This is a genomic window from Cytobacillus sp. FSL H8-0458 (assembly GCF_038002165.1).
In the GTDB taxonomy this organism is placed as follows: Bacteria; Bacillota; Bacilli; order Bacillales; family Cytobacillaceae; genus Cytobacillus.
This window is the reverse complement of the sequence record NZ_JBBOBR010000002.1, coordinates 108,184-127,027: the sequence shown is the minus strand read 5'-3', so window position 1 is coordinate 127,027 and position 18,844 is coordinate 108,184. Positions and strand designations below refer to the sequence as shown.

Below are 18,844 nucleotides of genomic sequence, written 5' to 3'. Positions count from 1 at the left end.
TAAGGATGATAAAATGCAGGAATGGTCGCAGCAGGACATTGAGGAAGCGATTAGCGGAGAAGAAACGATTCTTATCTATTTGTATACGCCTATGTGCGGAACCTGCCAGATGGCAGGAAAGATGCTGGCAGTTGCAGAGCAATTGCTGCCAGGTCAAAAAATGGGAAAAGCGGACTTAAATTATATGCCGCAATTGGCTGAAAAATGGGGAGTGGAAAGCGTACCCTGCCTCCTCATCTTCAGAAAAGGGAATTTACATGAAAAATTATATGCTTTCCGATCCGTACCCTATTTATTGGATAAAATTAGAAGCATCGATTAGCAGAAACCAGGAGCAAAGCAGCCTGGTTTTTTGCATGTTTTAAAAAAGCCTTTTCACTATTCAAAATATATTTACAAACCCTTTCCGAAAGAGTATGATATTTAGGAAATCGAAATAAAAATCATACAGTGCAGGAAGGGATCCGCATGGCATTTTACAGGGAGTGGGCTGGTCAATTTAAAGGTTATAACCGAAACATAAAATTGGCGTTTATGGCGAATATCCTTACACAAATTGGTTTTGGGATATTCATGGTAATATATAATTTCTACATAAGGGAGCTCGGCTACTCAGAAAGTGTTAATGGACAAATCATATCCATGACTGCTCTCGCGACAGCAATGATTCTTGTGCCGGCAGGGATCGCCAGCGACCGAATTGGCAGAAAAAAAGCGATGATGTTTGGTGCAGTTGCAACAGGTGCAGTTATGCTCTTCAGAAGTATAGTTGAAATGCAGGAGCTCCTGATTTTATTTGCATTTTTAACCGGGCTGACAACAGCCTTTCTTCAGGTATCCGGCATACCATGGCTGGCTGAAAATTCAAAGGCTGATCAAAGGGTTCATTTATTCAGTATCCATTTTGCTATAATGACGGGCGCAAATGTGATCGGGAACTTAAGCGGGGGCATCTTAACGGATGTTTTTTCTTTGTTTATGGATCAGCTCACCAGCATACGCATCACCCTTCTGATTGCAAGTGTGTTTTTCGTAGCCGGCTTATTTCCAATTTTGCGTTTCGCAGAGGTTTCGAAAGATCGAAAAGGTGCAAAGGGCATAAAAGGCTGGTCATTCAAAAATCTCTCAGTTAAAAATAACGGTGTCAAAATTATCGCGATGTTTGCTTTTGCTCAACTGCTGATTGGATTTGGTGCAGGACTAGTTATTCCCTATCTGAATCTATACTTCGCAGACCGCTTTGAAGCCTCCAATTCAGCTATTGGCATGATTATTTCATTAGGGCAGGCTGCCACGGCCTTTGCCATGATTATCGGACCGGTTGTGGTAAGAAAAGTGGGAGAGGTTAAAGCTGTTGTGATCCTGCAGCTCATGTCACTTCCTTTCCTGCTTTTAACCGCTTATACTGAAAACCTTTGGCTGGCTGCCATCGGCTTTTTGTTCCGGCAGGCGTTGATGAATGCCGGAAATCCTATACAAATGTCATTGATGATGTCAAAGGTAAATGATTCGATGAAAGGATTGGCAAACTCAGTCAATCAGATGGTGTTCAATCTGGGCTGGGCTGTAATGGGCCCAGTTTCAACAGGAATCGTCATGAGGTATGGAGAATATTGGGGATATGCACTCGTATTCACCATTACAGCTTCTTTATACTTGATTGGCTCTCTATATTTTTTCTTTGTATTCAAAGGCTATAAAAAGACAAAAACTGCAGCAGCCTCTGTAAAAATAGTATGATCTGACATATTTCTCGGGAAATGAAAAGGCAATGCCAATTAAACAGGCATTGCCTTTCAGATTTTGTCGAATGAATAATAAAGGATTAAAGCTCTTTATTACTGAATATTAAAGTCAATTGACCCCATTAAAAGAGGTGAGGCTGTGAGGGATTTACCTGATGTATTTATCCGGGAATTAAAGACTAAAGGGCACCTCAGATTTTTCTTAAGAAAATCAAACTTTTCTTTGCTTATTAAGGCGGGAAACACATGCATTCCTTTGGAAATATCGAATGGGGAAATACGGAAGGCTAGCCGCCCCAGCCATTATGATGTGGAAATCGCGGGATCGGAAGAAGCTGTATTGTCACTGATTACAGGGAAAGTAAAGCTAAGGAATGCCATTTCCCAAAATGAAATAATGCTGGAAACCACATTTAGAAAAAAGTTGCTGCTCGAGTCTTTTTTCTGTTTAGGGAAAATTTCACTGCACAATACTTGACCGTTTTTTTAATAGTATGATAATATCCTTTTAATATTAATTAACTGAATATTCTTATCAAGAGAGGCGGAGGGACTGGCCCAGCGAAGCCCGGCAACCGGTAAAGTACACGGTGCTAAATCCAGCAGAGCAGAATGCTCTGGAAGATAAGAAGAGTCGATACAGCCCTCTTCTTATGAAGAGGGTTTTTCTGCTTTTAAGAAATGAAATACAAACATTTTTATAGAGGAGAGATAGCGATGACGGACAAACAGAAAAATTACCGCTTTGAAACAATTGGAGTACATGGGGGGCTGAAGCCTGACCCTGTAACTGGCGCGAGGGCGGTCCCAATTTATCAGAATAATGCTTATCAGTTCAAAAATACAGATCACGCTGCAGACCTCTTTGCCCTGAAAGAGCCGGGATATATTTATAGCAGGATACATAATCCCACTGTCAGTGTGTTTGAGGAAAGAGTGGCCCTGCTTGAAGGAGGAGTGGGTGCGCTGGCCCTTGCCAGCGGCCAGTCTGCTATTACACTTGCCATTTTAAACATCGCCGAAGCTGGTGATGAAATTGTTGCCGCATCCAATTTATATGGGGGTACTTATAATTTATTTGCAGTTACACTTCCCAAGTATGGAATAAAGGTAAAACTGGTGGATCCAAAGGATCCGGAAAATTTCCGGAGCGCCATTACAGATAAAACAAAGGCTGTCTTCGCCGAAACGATTGGAAACCCCAGCCTGAAAATCCTGGATATTGAAAAGGTTGCCGCAATTGCACACGAAAACGGTGTCCCCCTGATTGTCGATAACACTTTTGCTACCCCTTATCTTTGCAGGCCTATTGAACATGGAGCTGACATTGTCATACACTCTGCGACAAAATGGCTGCTCGGCAATGGGACCACAATGGGGGGAGTTATAGTAGACGGCGGGAAATTTGACTGGAATTCTCCTAAGTTTCCGGGCTTTACAGAGCCTGATCCGAGCTACCATGATATTGTCTATAGCGAAGCAATTGGCGAAGCTGCTTATATTATAAAAGCACGGGTACAGCTGTTAAGAGACTTAGGACCTGCAATGAGTGCGCAAAGTGCATTCCAGTTCACTTTGGGTCTTGAGACTCTGCATGTGAGAATGAAGGAACATGTTGCCAATACCAAAAAGGTAGTGGAATATTTGGAGGCGCACCCGGCCGTTAATTGGGTGCTCTATCCAGGTCATGAAAGCCACCCGGACAAAGACTTGGCAGATAAATATTTGCCAAAAGGAGCCGGGGCAGTGGCTGTATTTGGAATTGCGGGCGGTCGAGAGGCTGGAGCCAAGCTGATCAATAGTTTGCAGCTATGGGCACATGTGGCAAATGTCGGGGACGCAAAGAGCCTGATTATCCACCCTGCAAGCACGACTCATCAGCAGCTGGATGAGGAAGGTTTAAAAGCTGCAGGAGTGCCGGAGGACTTGATTCGGATTTCGATCGGCATCGAAAATGCAGAAGATTTAATTGAAGACCTGGAACAGGCGATAGAAGCAGCTGCAGGTCTCACATCGCTAGCTGCAAAAGCGTAAAGGAAAATTTACCATTCACTTTTTTCCGAAAGTTTGAAATTTCATCGTTGACACCTTTTTAATGGCTATGATACGATAGCAAACGTAATTAAAAAACTGCTTAATTCATTTAAAGTATTAATTTAATATAGAACGTTACGCTCTTATCAAGAGAGGTGGAGGGAAGTGCCCTATGAAGCCCGGCAACCGTCAATTAGTTGAAATGGTGCCAATTCACTCAAAGCATAGCTTTGATAGATGAGAGAAAGGACTAAATTTTTTTATGCCTTTCTGCTCATGTGCAGAAAGGCATTTTTGCTTTTGCGCATGAAAGCCTATTTAGAGTGAAGAATAGGGAATAAAAGCAGTCTATTAATTATTATCTGTATCTTTCGATAAAAGAGGTGACTATCACGTTGATTTCCATAAAAGATGTACAGAAGATATTCTCTTCAAAAAACGGTCAGGTAAAAGCAGTTGACGATGTAAACCTGGAGGTAAAAGAAGGAGAAATTTTCGGTGTTATCGGATACAGCGGTGCAGGTAAAAGTACCTTAATCCGCATGCTGAATGGGCTGGAGCTTCCTACCCATGGCAGTGTAACAGTAGCAGGCAATGAGGTTTCAAAGATAAAGGGAAGCAAGCTAAGAAAAGCGCGGCAGGAAATAAGCATGATTTTCCAGCACTTCAACCTGTTATGGTCGAGGACAGTAAGAGAGAATATTGCATTTCCGCTTGAAATCGCAGGGGTTTCCCGGCAGGAAAGGCTCAAAAGAGTAGATGAGCTCATTAAACTCGTCGGTCTGGAGGGAAGAGAAGATGCCTATCCTTCCCAGCTTAGCGGGGGTCAAAAGCAAAGAGTAGGGATTGCCAGAGCCCTAGCCAATAATCCAAAAGTGCTGCTTTGTGATGAGGCAACATCTGCCCTTGATCCGCAGACAACAGACTCCATTTTGGAGCTGCTTGTTGACATCAATGAGCGGCTGGGCTTAACCATTGTCCTCATTACACATGAAATGCACGTAATCCGTAAAATCTGCCATCGGGTTGCTGTTATGGAAGGCGGCCGGATTGTGGAAATCGGCCCTGTATTGGATGTCTTTAAGAATCCGAAAGCTGTGATTACAAAGCGCTTTGTCCAGCAGGTGACAGAGCCTGAAGAAACGAAGGAAACGATTGATCATCTGGTCGATTTGTATCCAAAAGGAAAAGTAGTCCAATTAGGATTTGTCGGCGAATCAGCTGAACAGCCATTGATTACAAACCTGATCCGTCACTTCCAGGTAACTGTTAATATTCTGCAGGGGAAGATTTCCCAGACACAGAATGGTTCCTACGGCACCTTATTCATCCATGTTGATGGAGAAGCAGAGGAAGTTGCAAAAGCGATTGAATTTATCCATTCTCAGCAGGTGGGCGTGGAGGTGATTTCCAATGCTTAATGAATGGTTTCCAAATGTGAAATGGGACTCCATGTGGGAAGCTACTGTGGAAACTCTCTATATGACAGCTATTTCTGTTATTGCAACCTTTATTTTAGGAGCAATTTTGGGGCTGCTGCTCTTTTTAACCTCAAAGGGGAATATCTGGGGAAATGCAGCAATCAATAAAATTATCTCAGCGTTCGTCAATATTTTCCGTTCGATTCCATTTATTATCCTTATTGTATTACTGATTCCATTTACGAAGTTTTTGCTTGGGACAATGATTGGGGAGGATGCAGCATTGCCTGCATTAATTATTGGTGCTGCCCCGTTTTATGCCCGAATGGTGGAAATCGGCTTGAGGGAAATAGATAAAGGTGTAATTGAAGCGGCCAAGTCTATGGGCGCAAAAACAAGCACGATTATCTGGAAGGTTCTGCTTCCGGAATCAATGCCCGCCCTTGTTTCAGGAATTACCGTTACAGCCATCGCGCTGGTTGGCTACACAGCCATGGCCGGTGTTATCGGTGCTGGGGGACTTGGAAACCTCGCTTACCTGGAAGGATTCCAGAGGAGCCGCAATGATGTGACGGTTATGGCGACTGTCATTATTCTAATCATCGTATTTATCATCCAGTTTATTGGAGATATCATAACAACAAAATTAGACAAACGTTAAGGAGAGATTGACATGAAAAAATGGTTATCACTTGCTCTTGCACTTGCAGTAGCACTTGTTCTTGCAGCTTGCGGAACTTCGGAAAAAGACGGCAATGCCGGTGAAGGCGGAGAAAGTAAAGAAAACACTAAAATTACAGTAGGGGCTTCCAACGTACCTCACGCTGAAATTCTTGAAGAAGCAAAGCCATTACTTGAAGAAAAAGGCTTTGAACTTGATGTTGTGCCATTCCAGGATTATGTATTGCCAAACCAGGCTCTTGAGTCTAAGGAGCTGGATGCAAACTATTTCCAGCACATTCCTTACCTTGAGTCACAGAAAGCTGAACATGGATATGATTTTACAAATGCAGGCGGAATTCATATTGAACCAATCGGAGTATATTCCCAAAAGTATAAGAGCCTTGATGAACTTCCTGAGGGTGCATCAATCATCATGAGCAACTCAGTAGCAGACCATGGCCGTATTCTCTCCATGCTTGAAGCAGAGGGACTTATTACTTTAAATGAAGATGTAGAAAAAACGGAAGCAACTCTGGAAGATATTAAAGAAAATCCTAAAAAGTTAAAGTTTGATACTGAATATGAAGCATCACTTCTTCCTCAAATCTACAATAATGGAGAAGGGGATGCAGTCCTGATCAATTCCAATTATGCAATTGATGCCGGGTTGAATCCTCTTGAAGATTCAATTGCAATTGAAGACAAAGATTCACCATACGTAAATGTAATTGCAGTCCGCACAGGCGATGAAGAAAAAGAAGGAATTAAAGCTCTTGTAGAAGTGCTTCGTTCTAAAGAAATTCAGGATTTCATTCTTGAAAAATATAAAGGTGCCGTTGTGCCGGTATCTGAGTAAGGCAGAAATGCAGGCGTTCACAGCGCCTGTTTTTTTTGTGGATCAGCAGCCCCACTTCCCGTATAGATTGAAATGCAATCAAACATACTAACCTTGATACTATTTGAAATGGAGTGGAGATCGATGGAACATTATCATGAACCTTCAAACTCAATAGAAGAAGCCCTGCATGATTATAAAGTCGGATTAGGTGTTTTCACTGAAAAAATGCCTGATTTGGCAAAGCATTATAATGCTTTTACAGAAGCCTGCTTTAAAGAAGGGGTTTTATCCCAAAAAGAGAAGCAGCTGATCGCGCTCGGCATCAGTTTATATTCTCAGGATGAATACTGCATTATTTACCACACCAAAGGCTGCATTGATCAAGGGGCGTCCGAAGAAGAGATTCTTGAGGCAGTAGGAGTAACAGCAGCTTTTGGTGGCGGAGCGGCCATGAGCCAGGCGGTTACGCTCGTCCAGGAGGCCATGACCGAATTGAATCAGCAAAATCACTGAAAATCTTCTCCTGCTTGGCAGCAGGAGTTTTCTTTTGCAATGATGATTTTTCAGAAAATTTATAAAAACAACCATTTATCCAGAGCATTCGGCCAGTATTCTAAGGAAAGGAAGTATGAAAGCGTTTCACCAGTTCTCATTCCTTATTTTGCTAAAAAAATCAGGTTTTTTCCGCTTTGTGCGGGGTATAGTTTGAGTGTTAAGATTTTAGATGTAAAACCAAATGCTGAAAAGCATAAAAACCGAAAGGATTGATTCATTATTAGTCAGTTACAGCTGAACTACACGAGTGAAATGGAAAAAGCTATGCAAGCTGCCCATGGAGTTGGATATGAAGTGTACAGCCGGAAACATGATATTCGAATGGAAGTTGAAAAAAGACGTGAAGAAGATTATCTTCAGAGCCAGCGCTTAGTTGCAGATCTTGAAAGAAAAATTCATTCCTAAGTTAAAGGTATATATAATAATGAAGTAAATAGTAACCAGTGCCAATGATGCACTGGTTTTCTTTTTGCAGTACATGAAATTTCAGTACCGGGAAAAAATAGACAGGACATGCTGGTTTCCGGTAATTTCACTCTTTGATGACAAAGATTTTATATGATAAAATTTATATTTACAGGCTTTCTAAACTTTTTCGTTTGAAAAGTTTGTTAATGGTCTTAAAGAGTTGCTATGATATTTGATTTGTTATAAGATTGTAATGAGAATAAAATGAGAATAGAGATTTGCGGATGAAACCGATTTACAAATCTTCTTTTATTGACGGAGGTATATATTATGGCAGGATCAGTACTTACAATTAAAGACCTTCATGTTGCTATTGAGGGAAAAGAAATACTAAAAGGTGTAAACCTTGAGATTAAAGGCGGAGAAATCCACGCAATTATGGGGCCGAACGGTACAGGTAAATCTACTTTATCTTCTGCTATCATGGGCCATCCAAAATATGAAGTAACACAGGGAAGCATCACTTTAGATGGTAAAGATGTTCTTGAAATGGAAGTTGACGAGCGCGCACGTGCCGGCCTGTTCCTTGCAATGCAATATCCAAGTGAAATCAGCGGCGTAACAAATGCCGATTTTTTACGTTCTGCAATTAACAGCCGCCTTGAAGAAGGAAATGAAATTTCTCTTATGAAATTCATCCGCAAAATGGACAGCAAGATGGAATTCCTTGAAATGGATCTTGACATGGCTCAGCGCTATCTTAATGAAGGTTTCTCAGGCGGAGAAAAGAAGCGCAATGAAATTCTTCAATTAATGATGCTTGAACCTAAAATGGCTATCCTGGATGAAATCGATTCCGGTTTGGATATTGATGCATTGAAGGTTGTTTCAAAAGGAATCAATGAAATGCGCGGAGAAGAGTTTGGATGCTTAATTATCACACACTACCAGCGCCTTCTTAACTACATCACACCTGACCATGTTCACGTAATGATGCAGGGCCGCGTTGTAAAATCAGGCGGACCGGAGCTTGCACAGCGCTTAGAAGCTGAAGGATATGACTGGATTAAGAAAGAATTGGGCATTGAAGACGAAACAGTTGGGCAAGAAGCGTAAGCGTTAGGGGGATCACTATGACAACGGAAATAAAACTACCATTTGATAAGGAATATGTTAGTTCCTTTTCAAAAGATATGGGCGAGCCGGCATGGCTGACAGAACTCCGTCTAAATGCGCTTGCAGACGCGGAAAGCCTGCCAATGCCAAAGCCTGATAAAACCAAAATAGGTAAATGGAACTTCACACAGTTCGAAAAGCACATTGTCGGAAGCGAAGACTTTGCGTCTCTAAACGACCTTCCTGAGGATGTAAGAAACCTGATTGATACAGAAGCTGGCGATCAGAATTTATATATTCAGCGCAATAATAGACCAACTCATTTGTCTGTATCTAAAGAACTTCAGGAAAAAGGTGTTATTTTCACAGACATCTTTACAGCGGCAAGAGAACACAGCGAGCTTCTTCAGAAATATTTTATGAAGGATGGCGTCAAAACGGACGAACACCGTTTAACTTCTTTGCACGCGGCTCTTTTAAACGGCGGAGCGTTCTTATACGTTCCGAAAAATGTGGAAATTTCAGCGCCGATTCAGGCTGTATATATCCATGATGATAAAGAGGCAAACCTGTTCAACCATGTATTGGTTGTAGCTGAAGATAACAGCTCAGTTACTTACGTGGAAAACTATGTTTCTGTAGTTGAGGAAGCGAACGGTATCTTCAATATTGTTACAGAGGTCATTGCCAATGCAAATGCACGAGTACAATATGGTGCGGTTGACACACTTGCTAAGGGAACAACAGCTTATGTGAACCGCCGCGGGGTTGCAGGCCGTGATGCCCGCATTGAATGGGCTCTTGGACTTATGAACGATGGCAATACAGTTTCAGAGAATACAACTAACCTTGTTGGAGACGGTTCTTTCGGGGATACTAAAACAGTTGTTGTAGGACGCGGAGAACAGACTCAAAACTTTACAACGAAAGTAGTTCATTTCGGAAAGAATTCCGAAGGCTACATTTTAAAGCATGGGGTTATGAAAGACTCTGCTTCATCCATCTTTAATGGAATCGGTAAAATCGAGCATGGGGCTTCCAAGTCAAATGCCGAGCAGGAGTCACGCGTACTGATGCTAAGCGAAAAAGCGCGCGGGGATGCCAACCCGATTTTATTAATCGATGAAGATGATGTAACAGCAGGACACGCAGCTTCAGTTGGCCGTGTGGATCCATTGCAGCTTTATTATCTAATGAGCCGCGGCATATCCCAAAAAGAGGCTGAACGTCTTGTTATTCACGGCTTCTTGGCGCCAGTTGTTAATGCTCTTCCAATCGAAGGCGTTAAAAAGCAGCTGACTGCCATTATTGAAAGGAAAGTAAAATAATGAATGCCCGTGAGATTCGGCAAATGTTTCCCATACTGGATCAGGAAGTCAATGGAAAGCCCCTTGTTTATCTGGACAGTGCCGCTACTTCCCAAAAGCCTGTTCCGGTAATTGAAGCGATCGATAAATACTACCGGGAATATAACTCGAATGTTCATAGAGGTGTCCATACGCTAGGCACCAGAGCAACAGATGGCTATGAAGGTGCAAGGGAAAAGGTGCGTAAATTCATTAATGCCAAATCGACTGAGGAAGTTATTTTCACAAGAGGAACAACAACTTCCATCAATACAGTTGCAGCAAGCTACGGGCGCGCAAACCTGTCTGAAGGCGATGAAATTGTTATCTCCTACATGGAGCACCACAGCAATATCATTCCGTGGCAGCAGGTAGCTAAGCAGACGGGTGCCTCATTAAAGTATCTTCCTCTGCAGGAAGATGGAACCATCTCCCTTGAGGATGTCAGGACAACCGTAACAGCCGATACAAAAATCGTATCCATCATGCAGGTATCGAATGTACTGGGTGTTATGAACCCGATTAAGGAAATTGCAAAAATCGCCCATGAGAATGGCGCGATTATGGTTGTGGATGGTGCACAAAGTGCTCCGCATATGAAAATTGATGTTCAGGACCTGGATTGTGATTTTCTTGCTTTTTCCGGCCATAAGATGTGTGGTCCTACCGGCATTGGTGTTCTTTACGGAAAGAAAAAGCACCTTGAAAAAATGGAGCCGGTTGAATTTGGCGGCGAAATGATCGACTTTGTCGGCCTCTATGAATCGACATGGAAGGAGCTTCCGTGGAAATTCGAAGGAGGCACGCCAATTATTGCAGGTGCCATTGGACTGGGTGCTGCTATTGATTTCCTTGAGCAGATTGGCCTTGACGAAATCGAGGCATATGAGCACAAGCTGGCCGCTTATGCTATGGAAAAAATGTCTGCTATAGACGGAATGACCATATATGGGCCGAAAGAAGCCTCTAAACGGGCCGGTCTGGTTACCTTTAATATAGATGATGTTCATCCACATGATGTGGCTACTGTATTGGATGCGGAAGGAATTGCAGTCCGCGCCGGCCACCATTGTGCACAGCCGCTGATGAAGTGGCTTAAGGTGTCGGCAACTGCACGTGCAAGCTTCTATCTGTACAATACGGAAGAAGATATTGATAAGCTTGTTTCAGGGCTTGTCAAAACAAAGGAGTATTTCAGCGATGTCTTCTAAAAATTTAGATACCCTTTACCGCCAGGTTATAATGGATCATTATAAAAACCCTCGTAACAAAGGGGTACTTGAAGATGACAGCCTGACGATCAATATGAATAACCCTACTTGCGGGGACCGGATTCAATTGACGCTGAAGCTTGAGGACGGCAAAGTGGCTGATGCGAAATTTGAAGGCGAAGGATGTTCCATCTCCATGTCCTCAGCTTCCATGATGACCCAAGCCATCAAGGGTAAAAATATTGAAGAAGCCTTAAAGCTTTCCAAAGTTTTCTCGGACATGATGCTGGGAAAAGAATATGATGAAGATGATCTGGATCTTGGCGATATCGAAGCTCTTCAGGGAGTTTCCCAATTTCCTGCCCGAATCAAATGCGCCACTTTGGCATGGAAAGCAATGGAAAAAGGCGTTGGCACGGAGAAAGAAGACCAGGAATAAATTAATCAAACGTTTGATTAAAAACTGTTTCGTCTGCCTTGTGTGCTAAAAAACTATGAATTGATAGGGTGTGAACCCTTTCCTATATGAATGGAGGAATACGACGATGGCAAAAAAGATGCCTGAGATCGGCGATTACAAGTATGGTTTTGCCGATAAAGACGTTTCCATTTTCCGATCAAAACGCGGTTTGACAAAAGAAATTGTAGAAGAGATTTCAAAATTGAAGGAAGAGCCACAATGGATGCTTGACTTCCGTTTAAAATCATTGGACCATTTCTATAACATGCCTATGCCGCAATGGGGCGGAGATTTAGCGTCATTAAACTTTGATGAAATTACGTATTATGTAAAGCCTTCTGAAAAAACTGAACGCTCTTGGGATGAGGTTCCTGAAGAAATCAAACAAACGTTTGATAAATTGGGTATTCCGGAAGCAGAGCAGAAGTATCTTGCAGGTGTTTCTGCACAGTATGAATCAGAGGTTGTTTACCATAACATGCAGGAAGATCTTGAAGCAAAAGGAATTGTATTCAAGGATACAGATTCCGCTCTTCGCGAGAATGAAGATATTTTCCGTGAGCACTGGGCAAAGGTTATCCCTCCGACAGACAACAAATTCGCTGCATTAAACTCAGCGGTTTGGTCTGGCGGATCGTTCATCTATGTTCCTAAAGGAGTTAAGGTTGATACGCCATTGCAGGCATATTTCCGCATTAACTCTGAGAACATGGGGCAATTTGAGCGTACTCTTATCATTGTTGATGAAGGCGCACATGTGCACTATGTAGAAGGCTGTACAGCACCTGTGTACACAACCAACTCACTTCATAGTGCGGTTGTTGAAATCATCATCAAAAAAGACGCATATTGCCGTTATACAACCATCCAAAACTGGGCAAACAACGTATACAACCTGGTTACGAAGCGTGCTGTTTGTGAATCAAACGCAACAATGGAATGGATTGACGGAAACATTGGTTCTAAACTGACAATGAAATATCCGGCAGTTATTCTTAAAGGAGAAGGCGCACGCGGCATGACCCTTTCCATTGCATTAGCAGGCAAAGGGCAGCATCAGGATGCAGGTGCAAAAATGATTCACCTTGCACCAAACACGTCTTCAACGATCGTATCTAAATCGATTTCCAAGCAGGGCGGTAAAGTAACATACCGCGGAATCGTTCACTTCGGCCGCAAAGCGGAAGGTGCACGCGCCAACATCGAGTGTGATACGTTAATTATGGATAACCAGTCAACTTCGGATACGATTCCATACAATGAAATCCTGAACGACAACATCTCTCTTGAGCATGAAGCGAAGGTTTCAAAAGTATCAGAAGAACAGCTATTCTATCTGATGAGCCGTGGAATTTCAGAAGAAGAAGCAACAGAAATGATCGTAATGGGCTTCATTGAGCCATTCACGAAAGAACTTCCAATGGAATACGCAGTAGAAATGAACCGTCTGATCAAGTTTGAAATGGAAGGTTCTATTGGTTAATAATAAATTTTTAAAAAATGATTGAACGGCTATGCCGTTCAATCATTTTTTTGTTTAAGCGACTCCACCTTTGAAGGAAGGCAGTTATTCAACCTGTATCTTTCCACTCCATTTCCTGCCGATTTCTTTATGTCTTCATTTAGGGTTTCCATCTTTTATAAAATGAATGATAACTAAAGTGTTAGGTGAAAATAAATAGCAGGTGATGAGTTTATGGAGAATATCATATCTTTCCTTCCAAAATGGGAACATTTATTAGGTGCATGTTTAGCTTTTATAATTCCCTATTCTATTTCCAAAGTTTCAAAATGGTTACGATCAATTAAATCCAGTTAAAGATTTAGCATCCCCTTAATCAAAATTTCCACACCTAAAGTAACTTAAAACTTACCAGTTTGAAAAAATATTTTATGTAAGCAGGTGAGGGAGATGAATCAATGGGCTTGGTTACAAAAAAAGAAAAAACAAACGAAAAATGCTCATCAACAAGTGAAGATACATGGGACAGATGTATTCTTTTCATCTAGTTTGGATTCTAACCTCGAGCGAATACAAAATATTTTAGGAAATAACCCTGATATCGCAATTCGCAGATTTAATATTGACTTATATAACGTTAAAGCAGCTGTCGTTTTTATTAAAGGGCTTGCCGATAAAGAGCAAATTCATGAACAAATATTAAAGTCAATCATGTTAGAACTTCAAATGCGAGAATGCTATGTAATAGAAGACCGGGCCACCGGCTCACACATCAAAGAAACCATTAAAGACCATGTTGTAACGCTAACGGATGTAGAAGAATACAACAAGATAGAAGACTGTGTGATGGAGGTTTTGAATGGAGATACGGCATTACTAATTGATAAGGTCGATACATCCCTTTTACTTGGAACAAAAAAATGGCCTTCAAGACAAATTGAAGAACCAATTACAGAAGCTTCTGTGAGGGGGGCAAGAGAAGGGTTTGTCGAAAATATTCTTGTGAATATGTCTTTAATTCGAAAGCGAATTAGAGATCCCCATTTAGTTTTAGACAAATATACAATCGGACGCAGAAGTCAAACACCGGTTATCATGGCATATATAAAAGATATTACAAATGACAGCATCATCCAAGAAGCCAAAAAACGATTAGAAAAAATTGATATTGACCAAATACTTGAATCGGGGATTATTGAGCAGTTCATTGAAGATGATTTTTTATCACCGTTTCCACAACTCATAACAACTGAAAGGCCGGATAAAGTAGCAAGTGGATTATTAGAAGGACGTGTAGCCATTTTAGTTGATGGGACGCCTTTTGTATTGCTTCTGCCAGTCACGATTACCTCTATTCTTCAGGGGCCGGAAGATTATTATGAACGATGGTTTGTTGGCACCCTCATTCGCTTCATGCGGTTTGGAGCAGCGTTTGTCTCTTTATTTGGTCCATCATTATACGTAGCACTTATTTCGTATCATCCAGGGTTAATTCCAACTGATTTAGTAATCTCGATAGCAGGAAGCAGGGAAGGAGTGCCATTTCCAAGCATTGTAGAAGCATTATTGATGGAAATCACAATTGAAATACTGCGGGAAGCAGGTGTAAGGCTTCCTAAACCAATTGGACAAACAGTTGGAATTGTAGGAGGGCTTGTTATTGGGGAGGCGGCTGTTACAGCGGGCTTAGTCAGCCCAATGATGGTCATTGTTGTGGCAGTTACGGCAATTTCTTCCTTTTCTTTACCGCAGTATGGGGCGGCAATAGCTATTCGAATCTTACGCTTTGGAATGATGCTTTCAGCTGCTGTATTAGGGTTATTTGGAATTATTATGTTTGCGATGGCCATTACGATTCACCTTGTCAAGCTTAAAAGTTTTGGTGTTGAATATACCTCTCCATTTGTTCCGTATCAATTTAAAGATTGGAAGGATGCAATACTTCGATTACCATATAGTGTTCTTAAAGAAAGACCTGAAATATTAAAACCCAAAGACTCCACTCGGATTAAATAAAGGAAGATCATAGTGAATGGTTCAAACGAAAAAATTACACCTACACAGGCTACAGTCGCTTTAGTAATGACAATCATTGGTGTGGGGATTGTAACATTACCCCGCGTAAGTGCAGAGGAAGTTCAAACGCCTGATATTTGGATCAGTATGCTTTTTAGTGGCGGAATCACATTTGTTGTTGCTTTTTTTATAACTAAGTTATGCCTTCGATTCAAAGGAATGACGATTTATCAATTTAGTCCTATATTGGTTGGCAAATGGGCAGGTCTTGTTTTTAATCTATTTATTATTATGTATTTTATATTAGTTAGTGGATATCAGGCACGATCAATGGCTGAAGTGCTTCGCGCTTATTTGCTGGATAAAACTCCGATAGAAGCAGTGATTATCGTTTATATCGCAGTAGGCGTGTATATCGTGATCAGCGGCATATATCCTATTGTAAAATTGCTTCAAATTTACTTTCCGGTTGTTTTGGTATTTATTTTTTTTATGCTGGGTCTTAGTGTAACAAATGTTGATCTAAATAACCTTCGCCCTGTCTTGGGTGAAGGATTTAAGCCAGTTGTCAACGGGATTAAGCCAACAACTTTATCTCTTGCTGGAATTGAAAGTTTTCTTATTTTAATCGCATATATGCAACGTCCACAACAAGCTATGAAAGCTGCAGCCGTGGGAATATTTATCCCGTTATTTTTGTATATCTTGATCGTAATAGCTGTTATTGGCTCATTAACCGTAAATGAGGTAAGGCAGTTAACATGGCCAACGATCGAACTGGTCAAATCAATTGAAATGAAATTCCTCCTTTTAGAAAGATTTGAAAGCTTTTTTATCATTCTTTGGGTGATTACAACGTTTACATCCTTTATAATGAATTTTTATTTTGCTAGTTTAGGTTTGAGTCAAGTTTTTAAGAAAGCGTATAAACCTTTTGTGTATGGTCTTATACCATTCATTTATCTATGTGCGATGTATCCGGAAGATATAAATGGAGTTTTTAAATTAGCTGACTATATTGGCAACTTTGCCATCATAATTACAGTAATTATCCCCGTCCTTTTTTTAATAATTGCCTTCATAAGGAGGAAACGAAATGCGAAGAATTAAAAAAAGCATCTTGATATGCTGCTGCATCTCGATCCTTTTTATGGGAGGGTGTTGGGATCGCGTTGATATTGAAGATATAGGTCTGGCTGTTGGTGTCGGAGTGGATTATCAAGAACATTCAACAAAACGCATAACTCCTGAATTTACAATTCAATCTGTTGTACCTAAAGTATTGGCTGGAGAGAATGGAGGCGGCGGCAGTCAAGCAGAGCCATTTCAAAACTTAACAATTGAGGAATCCTCTTTATTTGAAGCGGGCCGTGAAGCTTCCACGGCTACAAGTCGCAGTCCGAATTATGCCCATTTAAAAGTATTGGTAATTAGTAAGGAAGCAGCACAATCCATTAATTTGCTCCAATTATTGAATTTTTTCTTTCGCGACCATGAAATAAGACGGACAGTTCATGTATTGATATCAGAGGAAAAAGCAAGCGAAATATTAAGCATAAAAGGAACAAAGGATCCAGTACCTGCTTTAAAGCTATTGTCTATAACTGAAAATATGAAAACGAAAACATCAAAAATGCCCCCAAAATTATCCTTAGGCGATTTCTCGGAAAAAATGTCGGCCAGTTCAAGTTTTTTGGTTCAGAAAGTACAAAAATTTAATGGTGGAGTTCAAATCATTGGAGCAGCAGTTATTAAAGGGATTACACAGAAAATGATTGGGGAGCTTAATGAAGACGAAACCTTGGGCATTAATTGTATTACAGGTGAAGCGAAAGCAGGTGCCGTAACAGGAGTCGATAAAGAAACGGGCAAAATCATTACATATGAAATTGATCAGCTGAAAAGTTCAATTAGGCCTCAGGTAAATGGAGGGGATATTTCGTATACAGTAAACATTAATACTGAAGGCCGATTATCTGAAGATTGGATACCAAACAGTGATGCTTTTAATGAGAAGTTTATTCGAGATGCAGAAAAAACAGTTGAAAAAGAATTTATGCGATTAATGGAAGCAGGTTTAACCAAGACTCAAAAAGAATTAAAAGTAGATGTCGCTGGATTTGGAGAGAGTTTACGAATCAATCAACCGAAAGTGTGGAAAAAAGTAAAGGGCAATTGGGAGGAACGGTTTCCTGAAGCTTCAATTAATATTAACGTGAAGGTTAACATTAAACAATTCCAGACTCAAGCCAGAAAAATGAATAAATCGAAATAATAAAAGTGCAAAAGGAGCAAAACCTTCAACTAGCTTATACTCGCCCCTTTAATTTATATAAGTAGCAACTTCCCAATATAGGGTAAAATCAGAGGAGTAACAAAATAAGGATACTTCACAGCCATAGGACGCTTTCTTAGAGTTAAGGAGAAGGCGTCTTGTTTTATATATGGCAAGAACTTGGAGTTCAATAAAATCAATGCTTAGCGATCAATTGTTTATTATTTTAAAGGAAGTTTAAAAAATCCTATGGTAAACTGGATTAAAAATCTTGGAAATTGAAACTTTTAATAAATTATAATCATATAGAGTTTCAGTACAAAATTTTCCGTTAAAAGAAAAGTAGAGTAAAAAAACGGAGGTGTTTCAATGATTATCATCGGCGTAACAGGCTGGGGCGACCATGATAGCCTATATACGGGCAATGTTTCACCTAGAGATAAGCTAAAAGAATATGCGGGCCATTTCCCTACTGTGGAGGTGGACTCTGCTTTTTATGCGGTGCAGCCAAAGCGTAACTCTTCCAAATGGGTAAAGGACACGCCTGAATCTTTTCAATTCATAGTAAAAGCCTACCAGGGCATGACAGGTCATCAAAGAGGCGAAATCCCTTTTGAAAGCAAAGAAGGAATGTTTGAAGCGTTTAAAGATTCATTGGAGCCTTATATCGAATCCGGCAAACTGGCTATGGTACTGTTTCAATTTCCGCCATGGTTTGACTGCAAAAAAGCCAATGTCGATTACCTCCGCTGGTGCAAGGAGCAGATGGGGGATATCCCATGTGCCCTGGAGTTCAGGCATCAATCATGGTTTCGTCCGGAGTTCAGGGAAAGCACATTAAGCTTTATGAAAGAGGAAGACTGGTTTCACACCATCTGTGACGAGCCGCAAGCCGGTGAGGGCTCTATTCCAATGGTCCTGGAAACAACCAGTCCTGATAAGGTTCTTGTTCGGTTTCATGGCCGAAACTTTCACGGCTGGCAGAGAAAGAATGCGGACAACTGGCGGGAGGTCCGCTATCTTTACCGCTATAACGAAAAAGAACTGGCAGAATGGGCAGAACACCTGAAATTGCTTGAGAAAAAATGTAAAAATGTATTCGTCGTCTTCAACAACAACTCCGGCGGTGACGCGGCAGACAACGCTAAACAAATGATCGAAATGCTGGATATTGAATATCAGCAGCTTGCTCCAAGACAGCTTGATTTATTCTAAAACCGGGGGTGCCTGTCACGTTCACCCTTTTCCCTGTCCATACATATTGTGTAAGGGAAAAGGAAAGGAGTGGGTGCAG

At 41.1% G+C, this 18,844-nt stretch carries 18 protein-coding genes and 2 riboswitches; all 18 genes read left to right on the top strand.

What is annotated here, in order from left to right; translation table 11 throughout:
- Positions 1-13: 13 nt before the first annotated feature.
- On the top strand, positions 14-322 hold the full coding sequence (locus NYE23_RS21995) for a thioredoxin family protein (RefSeq protein WP_341081107.1): 309 nt from the start codon (positions 14-16) through the stop codon (positions 320-322).
- A gap of 146 nt (positions 323-468) precedes the next feature.
- Positions 469-1,740 (top strand): MFS transporter, encoded by a 1,272-nt coding sequence (locus NYE23_RS21990; protein ID WP_341081106.1) that lies wholly within the window; start codon positions 469-471, stop codon positions 1,738-1,740.
- 144 nt (positions 1,741-1,884) lie between these two features.
- On the top strand, positions 1,885-2,223 hold the full coding sequence (locus tag NYE23_RS21985) for an SCP2 sterol-binding domain-containing protein (RefSeq protein WP_341081104.1): 339 nt from the start codon (positions 1,885-1,887) through the stop codon (positions 2,221-2,223).
- A 51-nt stretch (positions 2,224-2,274) separates the two neighbouring features.
- A riboswitch (SAM riboswitch) is annotated at positions 2,275-2,376 on the top strand.
- An 86-nt stretch (positions 2,377-2,462) separates the two neighbouring features.
- Positions 2,463-3,779, top strand: a complete 1,317-nt coding sequence (locus NYE23_RS21980) for an O-acetylhomoserine aminocarboxypropyltransferase/cysteine synthase family protein (protein WP_341081103.1) — start codon at positions 2,463-2,465, stop codon at positions 3,777-3,779.
- A gap of 140 nt (positions 3,780-3,919) precedes the next feature.
- A riboswitch (SAM riboswitch) is annotated at positions 3,920-4,023 on the top strand.
- 151 nt (positions 4,024-4,174) lie between these two features.
- Entirely contained in the window at positions 4,175-5,200 is a 1,026-nt protein-coding gene (locus NYE23_RS21975) for a methionine ABC transporter ATP-binding protein (RefSeq protein WP_222499099.1), read from the top strand.
- A complete protein-coding gene (locus NYE23_RS21970) occupies positions 5,193-5,861 on the top strand; it encodes a methionine ABC transporter permease (RefSeq protein WP_341081098.1) in 669 nt (222 codons plus the stop codon). Before NYE23_RS21975 ends, NYE23_RS21970 begins: the two co-directional genes overlap by 8 nt.
- Positions 5,862-5,873: 12 nt before the next feature.
- A complete protein-coding gene (locus tag NYE23_RS21965) occupies positions 5,874-6,719 on the top strand; it encodes a MetQ/NlpA family ABC transporter substrate-binding protein (RefSeq protein ID WP_341081095.1) in 846 nt (281 codons plus the stop codon).
- A 123-nt stretch (positions 6,720-6,842) separates the two neighbouring features.
- Positions 6,843-7,214, top strand: coding sequence for a carboxymuconolactone decarboxylase family protein (locus tag NYE23_RS21960; RefSeq protein ID WP_048008467.1), 372 nt, complete (start codon positions 6,843-6,845; stop codon positions 7,212-7,214).
- A gap of 294 nt (positions 7,215-7,508) precedes the next feature.
- On the top strand, positions 7,509-7,661 hold the full coding sequence (locus NYE23_RS21955; RefSeq protein ID WP_169799774.1) for a hypothetical protein: 153 nt from the start codon (positions 7,509-7,511) through the stop codon (positions 7,659-7,661).
- 333 nt (positions 7,662-7,994) lie between these two features.
- Complete coding sequence (sufC, locus tag NYE23_RS21950; protein ID WP_035329355.1) at positions 7,995-8,780, top strand: Fe-S cluster assembly ATPase SufC; 786 nt, start codon at positions 7,995-7,997, stop codon at positions 8,778-8,780.
- 17 nt (positions 8,781-8,797) lie between these two features.
- Positions 8,798-10,108, top strand: coding sequence for a Fe-S cluster assembly protein SufD (sufD, locus tag NYE23_RS21945; protein ID WP_341081092.1), 1,311 nt, complete (start codon positions 8,798-8,800; stop codon positions 10,106-10,108).
- The gene (locus NYE23_RS21940; protein ID WP_341081090.1) at positions 10,108-11,337 is read left to right on the top strand and encodes a cysteine desulfurase; all 1,230 of its coding nucleotides are present in this window, start codon (positions 10,108-10,110) and stop codon (positions 11,335-11,337) included. The genes sufD and NYE23_RS21940 overlap by 1 nt, the downstream gene beginning before the upstream one ends.
- Positions 11,327-11,776 carry a Fe-S cluster assembly sulfur transfer protein SufU gene (gene sufU / locus NYE23_RS21935; protein ID WP_197218604.1) on the top strand — a complete coding sequence of 150 codons (450 nt, stop codon included), beginning with the start codon at positions 11,327-11,329 and terminating at the stop codon, positions 11,774-11,776. Before NYE23_RS21940 ends, sufU begins: the two co-directional genes overlap by 11 nt.
- Before the next feature lie 106 nt (positions 11,777-11,882).
- Positions 11,883-13,280 (top strand): Fe-S cluster assembly protein SufB, encoded by a 1,398-nt coding sequence (sufB, locus tag NYE23_RS21930; protein ID WP_061793255.1) that lies wholly within the window; start codon positions 11,883-11,885, stop codon positions 13,278-13,280.
- 429 nt (positions 13,281-13,709) lie between these two features.
- A complete protein-coding gene (locus tag NYE23_RS21925) occupies positions 13,710-15,275 on the top strand; it encodes a spore germination protein (RefSeq protein ID WP_341081083.1) in 1,566 nt (521 codons plus the stop codon).
- Between the two features lie 12 nt (positions 15,276-15,287).
- Positions 15,288-16,385: a GerAB/ArcD/ProY family transporter gene (locus NYE23_RS21920; RefSeq protein WP_341081080.1), complete on the top strand. Its 1,098-nt coding sequence runs from the start codon at positions 15,288-15,290 to the stop codon at positions 16,383-16,385.
- A complete protein-coding gene (locus NYE23_RS21915; RefSeq protein ID WP_341081078.1) occupies positions 16,372-17,550 on the top strand; it encodes a Ger(x)C family spore germination protein in 1,179 nt (392 codons plus the stop codon). Before NYE23_RS21920 ends, NYE23_RS21915 begins: the two co-directional genes overlap by 14 nt.
- A 369-nt stretch (positions 17,551-17,919) precedes the next feature.
- On the top strand, positions 17,920-18,765 hold the full coding sequence (locus NYE23_RS21910) for a DUF72 domain-containing protein (protein WP_341081077.1): 846 nt from the start codon (positions 17,920-17,922) through the stop codon (positions 18,763-18,765).
- Positions 18,766-18,844: the final 79 nt, after the last annotated feature.

Excerpts from the sequence above, each read along its gene's own strand:
- NYE23_RS21995 (WP_341081107.1), top strand. The coding sequence starts at position 14 with ATGCAGGAATGGTCGCAGCAGGACATTGAGGAAGCGATTAGCGGAGAA.
- NYE23_RS21990 (WP_341081106.1), top strand. The coding sequence starts at position 469 with ATGGCATTTTACAGGGAGTGGGCTGGTCAATTTAAAGGTTATAACCGA.
- NYE23_RS21980 (WP_341081103.1), top strand. The coding sequence starts at position 2,463 with ATGACGGACAAACAGAAAAATTACCGCTTTGAAACAATTGGAGTACAT.
- NYE23_RS21970 (WP_341081098.1), top strand. The coding sequence starts at position 5,193 with ATGCTTAATGAATGGTTTCCAAATGTGAAATGGGACTCCATGTGGGAA.
- NYE23_RS21965 (WP_341081095.1), top strand. The coding sequence starts at position 5,874 with ATGAAAAAATGGTTATCACTTGCTCTTGCACTTGCAGTAGCACTTGTT.
- NYE23_RS21960 (WP_048008467.1), top strand. The coding sequence starts at position 6,843 with ATGGAACATTATCATGAACCTTCAAACTCAATAGAAGAAGCCCTGCAT.
- NYE23_RS21955 (WP_169799774.1), top strand. The coding sequence starts at position 7,509 with ATGGAAAAAGCTATGCAAGCTGCCCATGGAGTTGGATATGAAGTGTAC.
- sufC (WP_035329355.1), top strand. The coding sequence starts at position 7,995 with ATGGCAGGATCAGTACTTACAATTAAAGACCTTCATGTTGCTATTGAG.
- sufD (WP_341081092.1), top strand. The coding sequence starts at position 8,798 with ATGACAACGGAAATAAAACTACCATTTGATAAGGAATATGTTAGTTCC.
- NYE23_RS21940 (WP_341081090.1), top strand. The coding sequence starts at position 10,108 with ATGAATGCCCGTGAGATTCGGCAAATGTTTCCCATACTGGATCAGGAA.
- sufU (WP_197218604.1), top strand. The coding sequence starts at position 11,327 with ATGTCTTCTAAAAATTTAGATACCCTTTACCGCCAGGTTATAATGGAT.
- sufB (WP_061793255.1), top strand. The coding sequence starts at position 11,883 with ATGGCAAAAAAGATGCCTGAGATCGGCGATTACAAGTATGGTTTTGCC.
- NYE23_RS21925 (WP_341081083.1), top strand. The coding sequence starts at position 13,710 with ATGAATCAATGGGCTTGGTTACAAAAAAAGAAAAAACAAACGAAAAAT.
- NYE23_RS21915 (WP_341081078.1), top strand. The coding sequence starts at position 16,372 with ATGCGAAGAATTAAAAAAAGCATCTTGATATGCTGCTGCATCTCGATC.
- NYE23_RS21910 (WP_341081077.1), top strand. The coding sequence starts at position 17,920 with ATGATTATCATCGGCGTAACAGGCTGGGGCGACCATGATAGCCTATAT.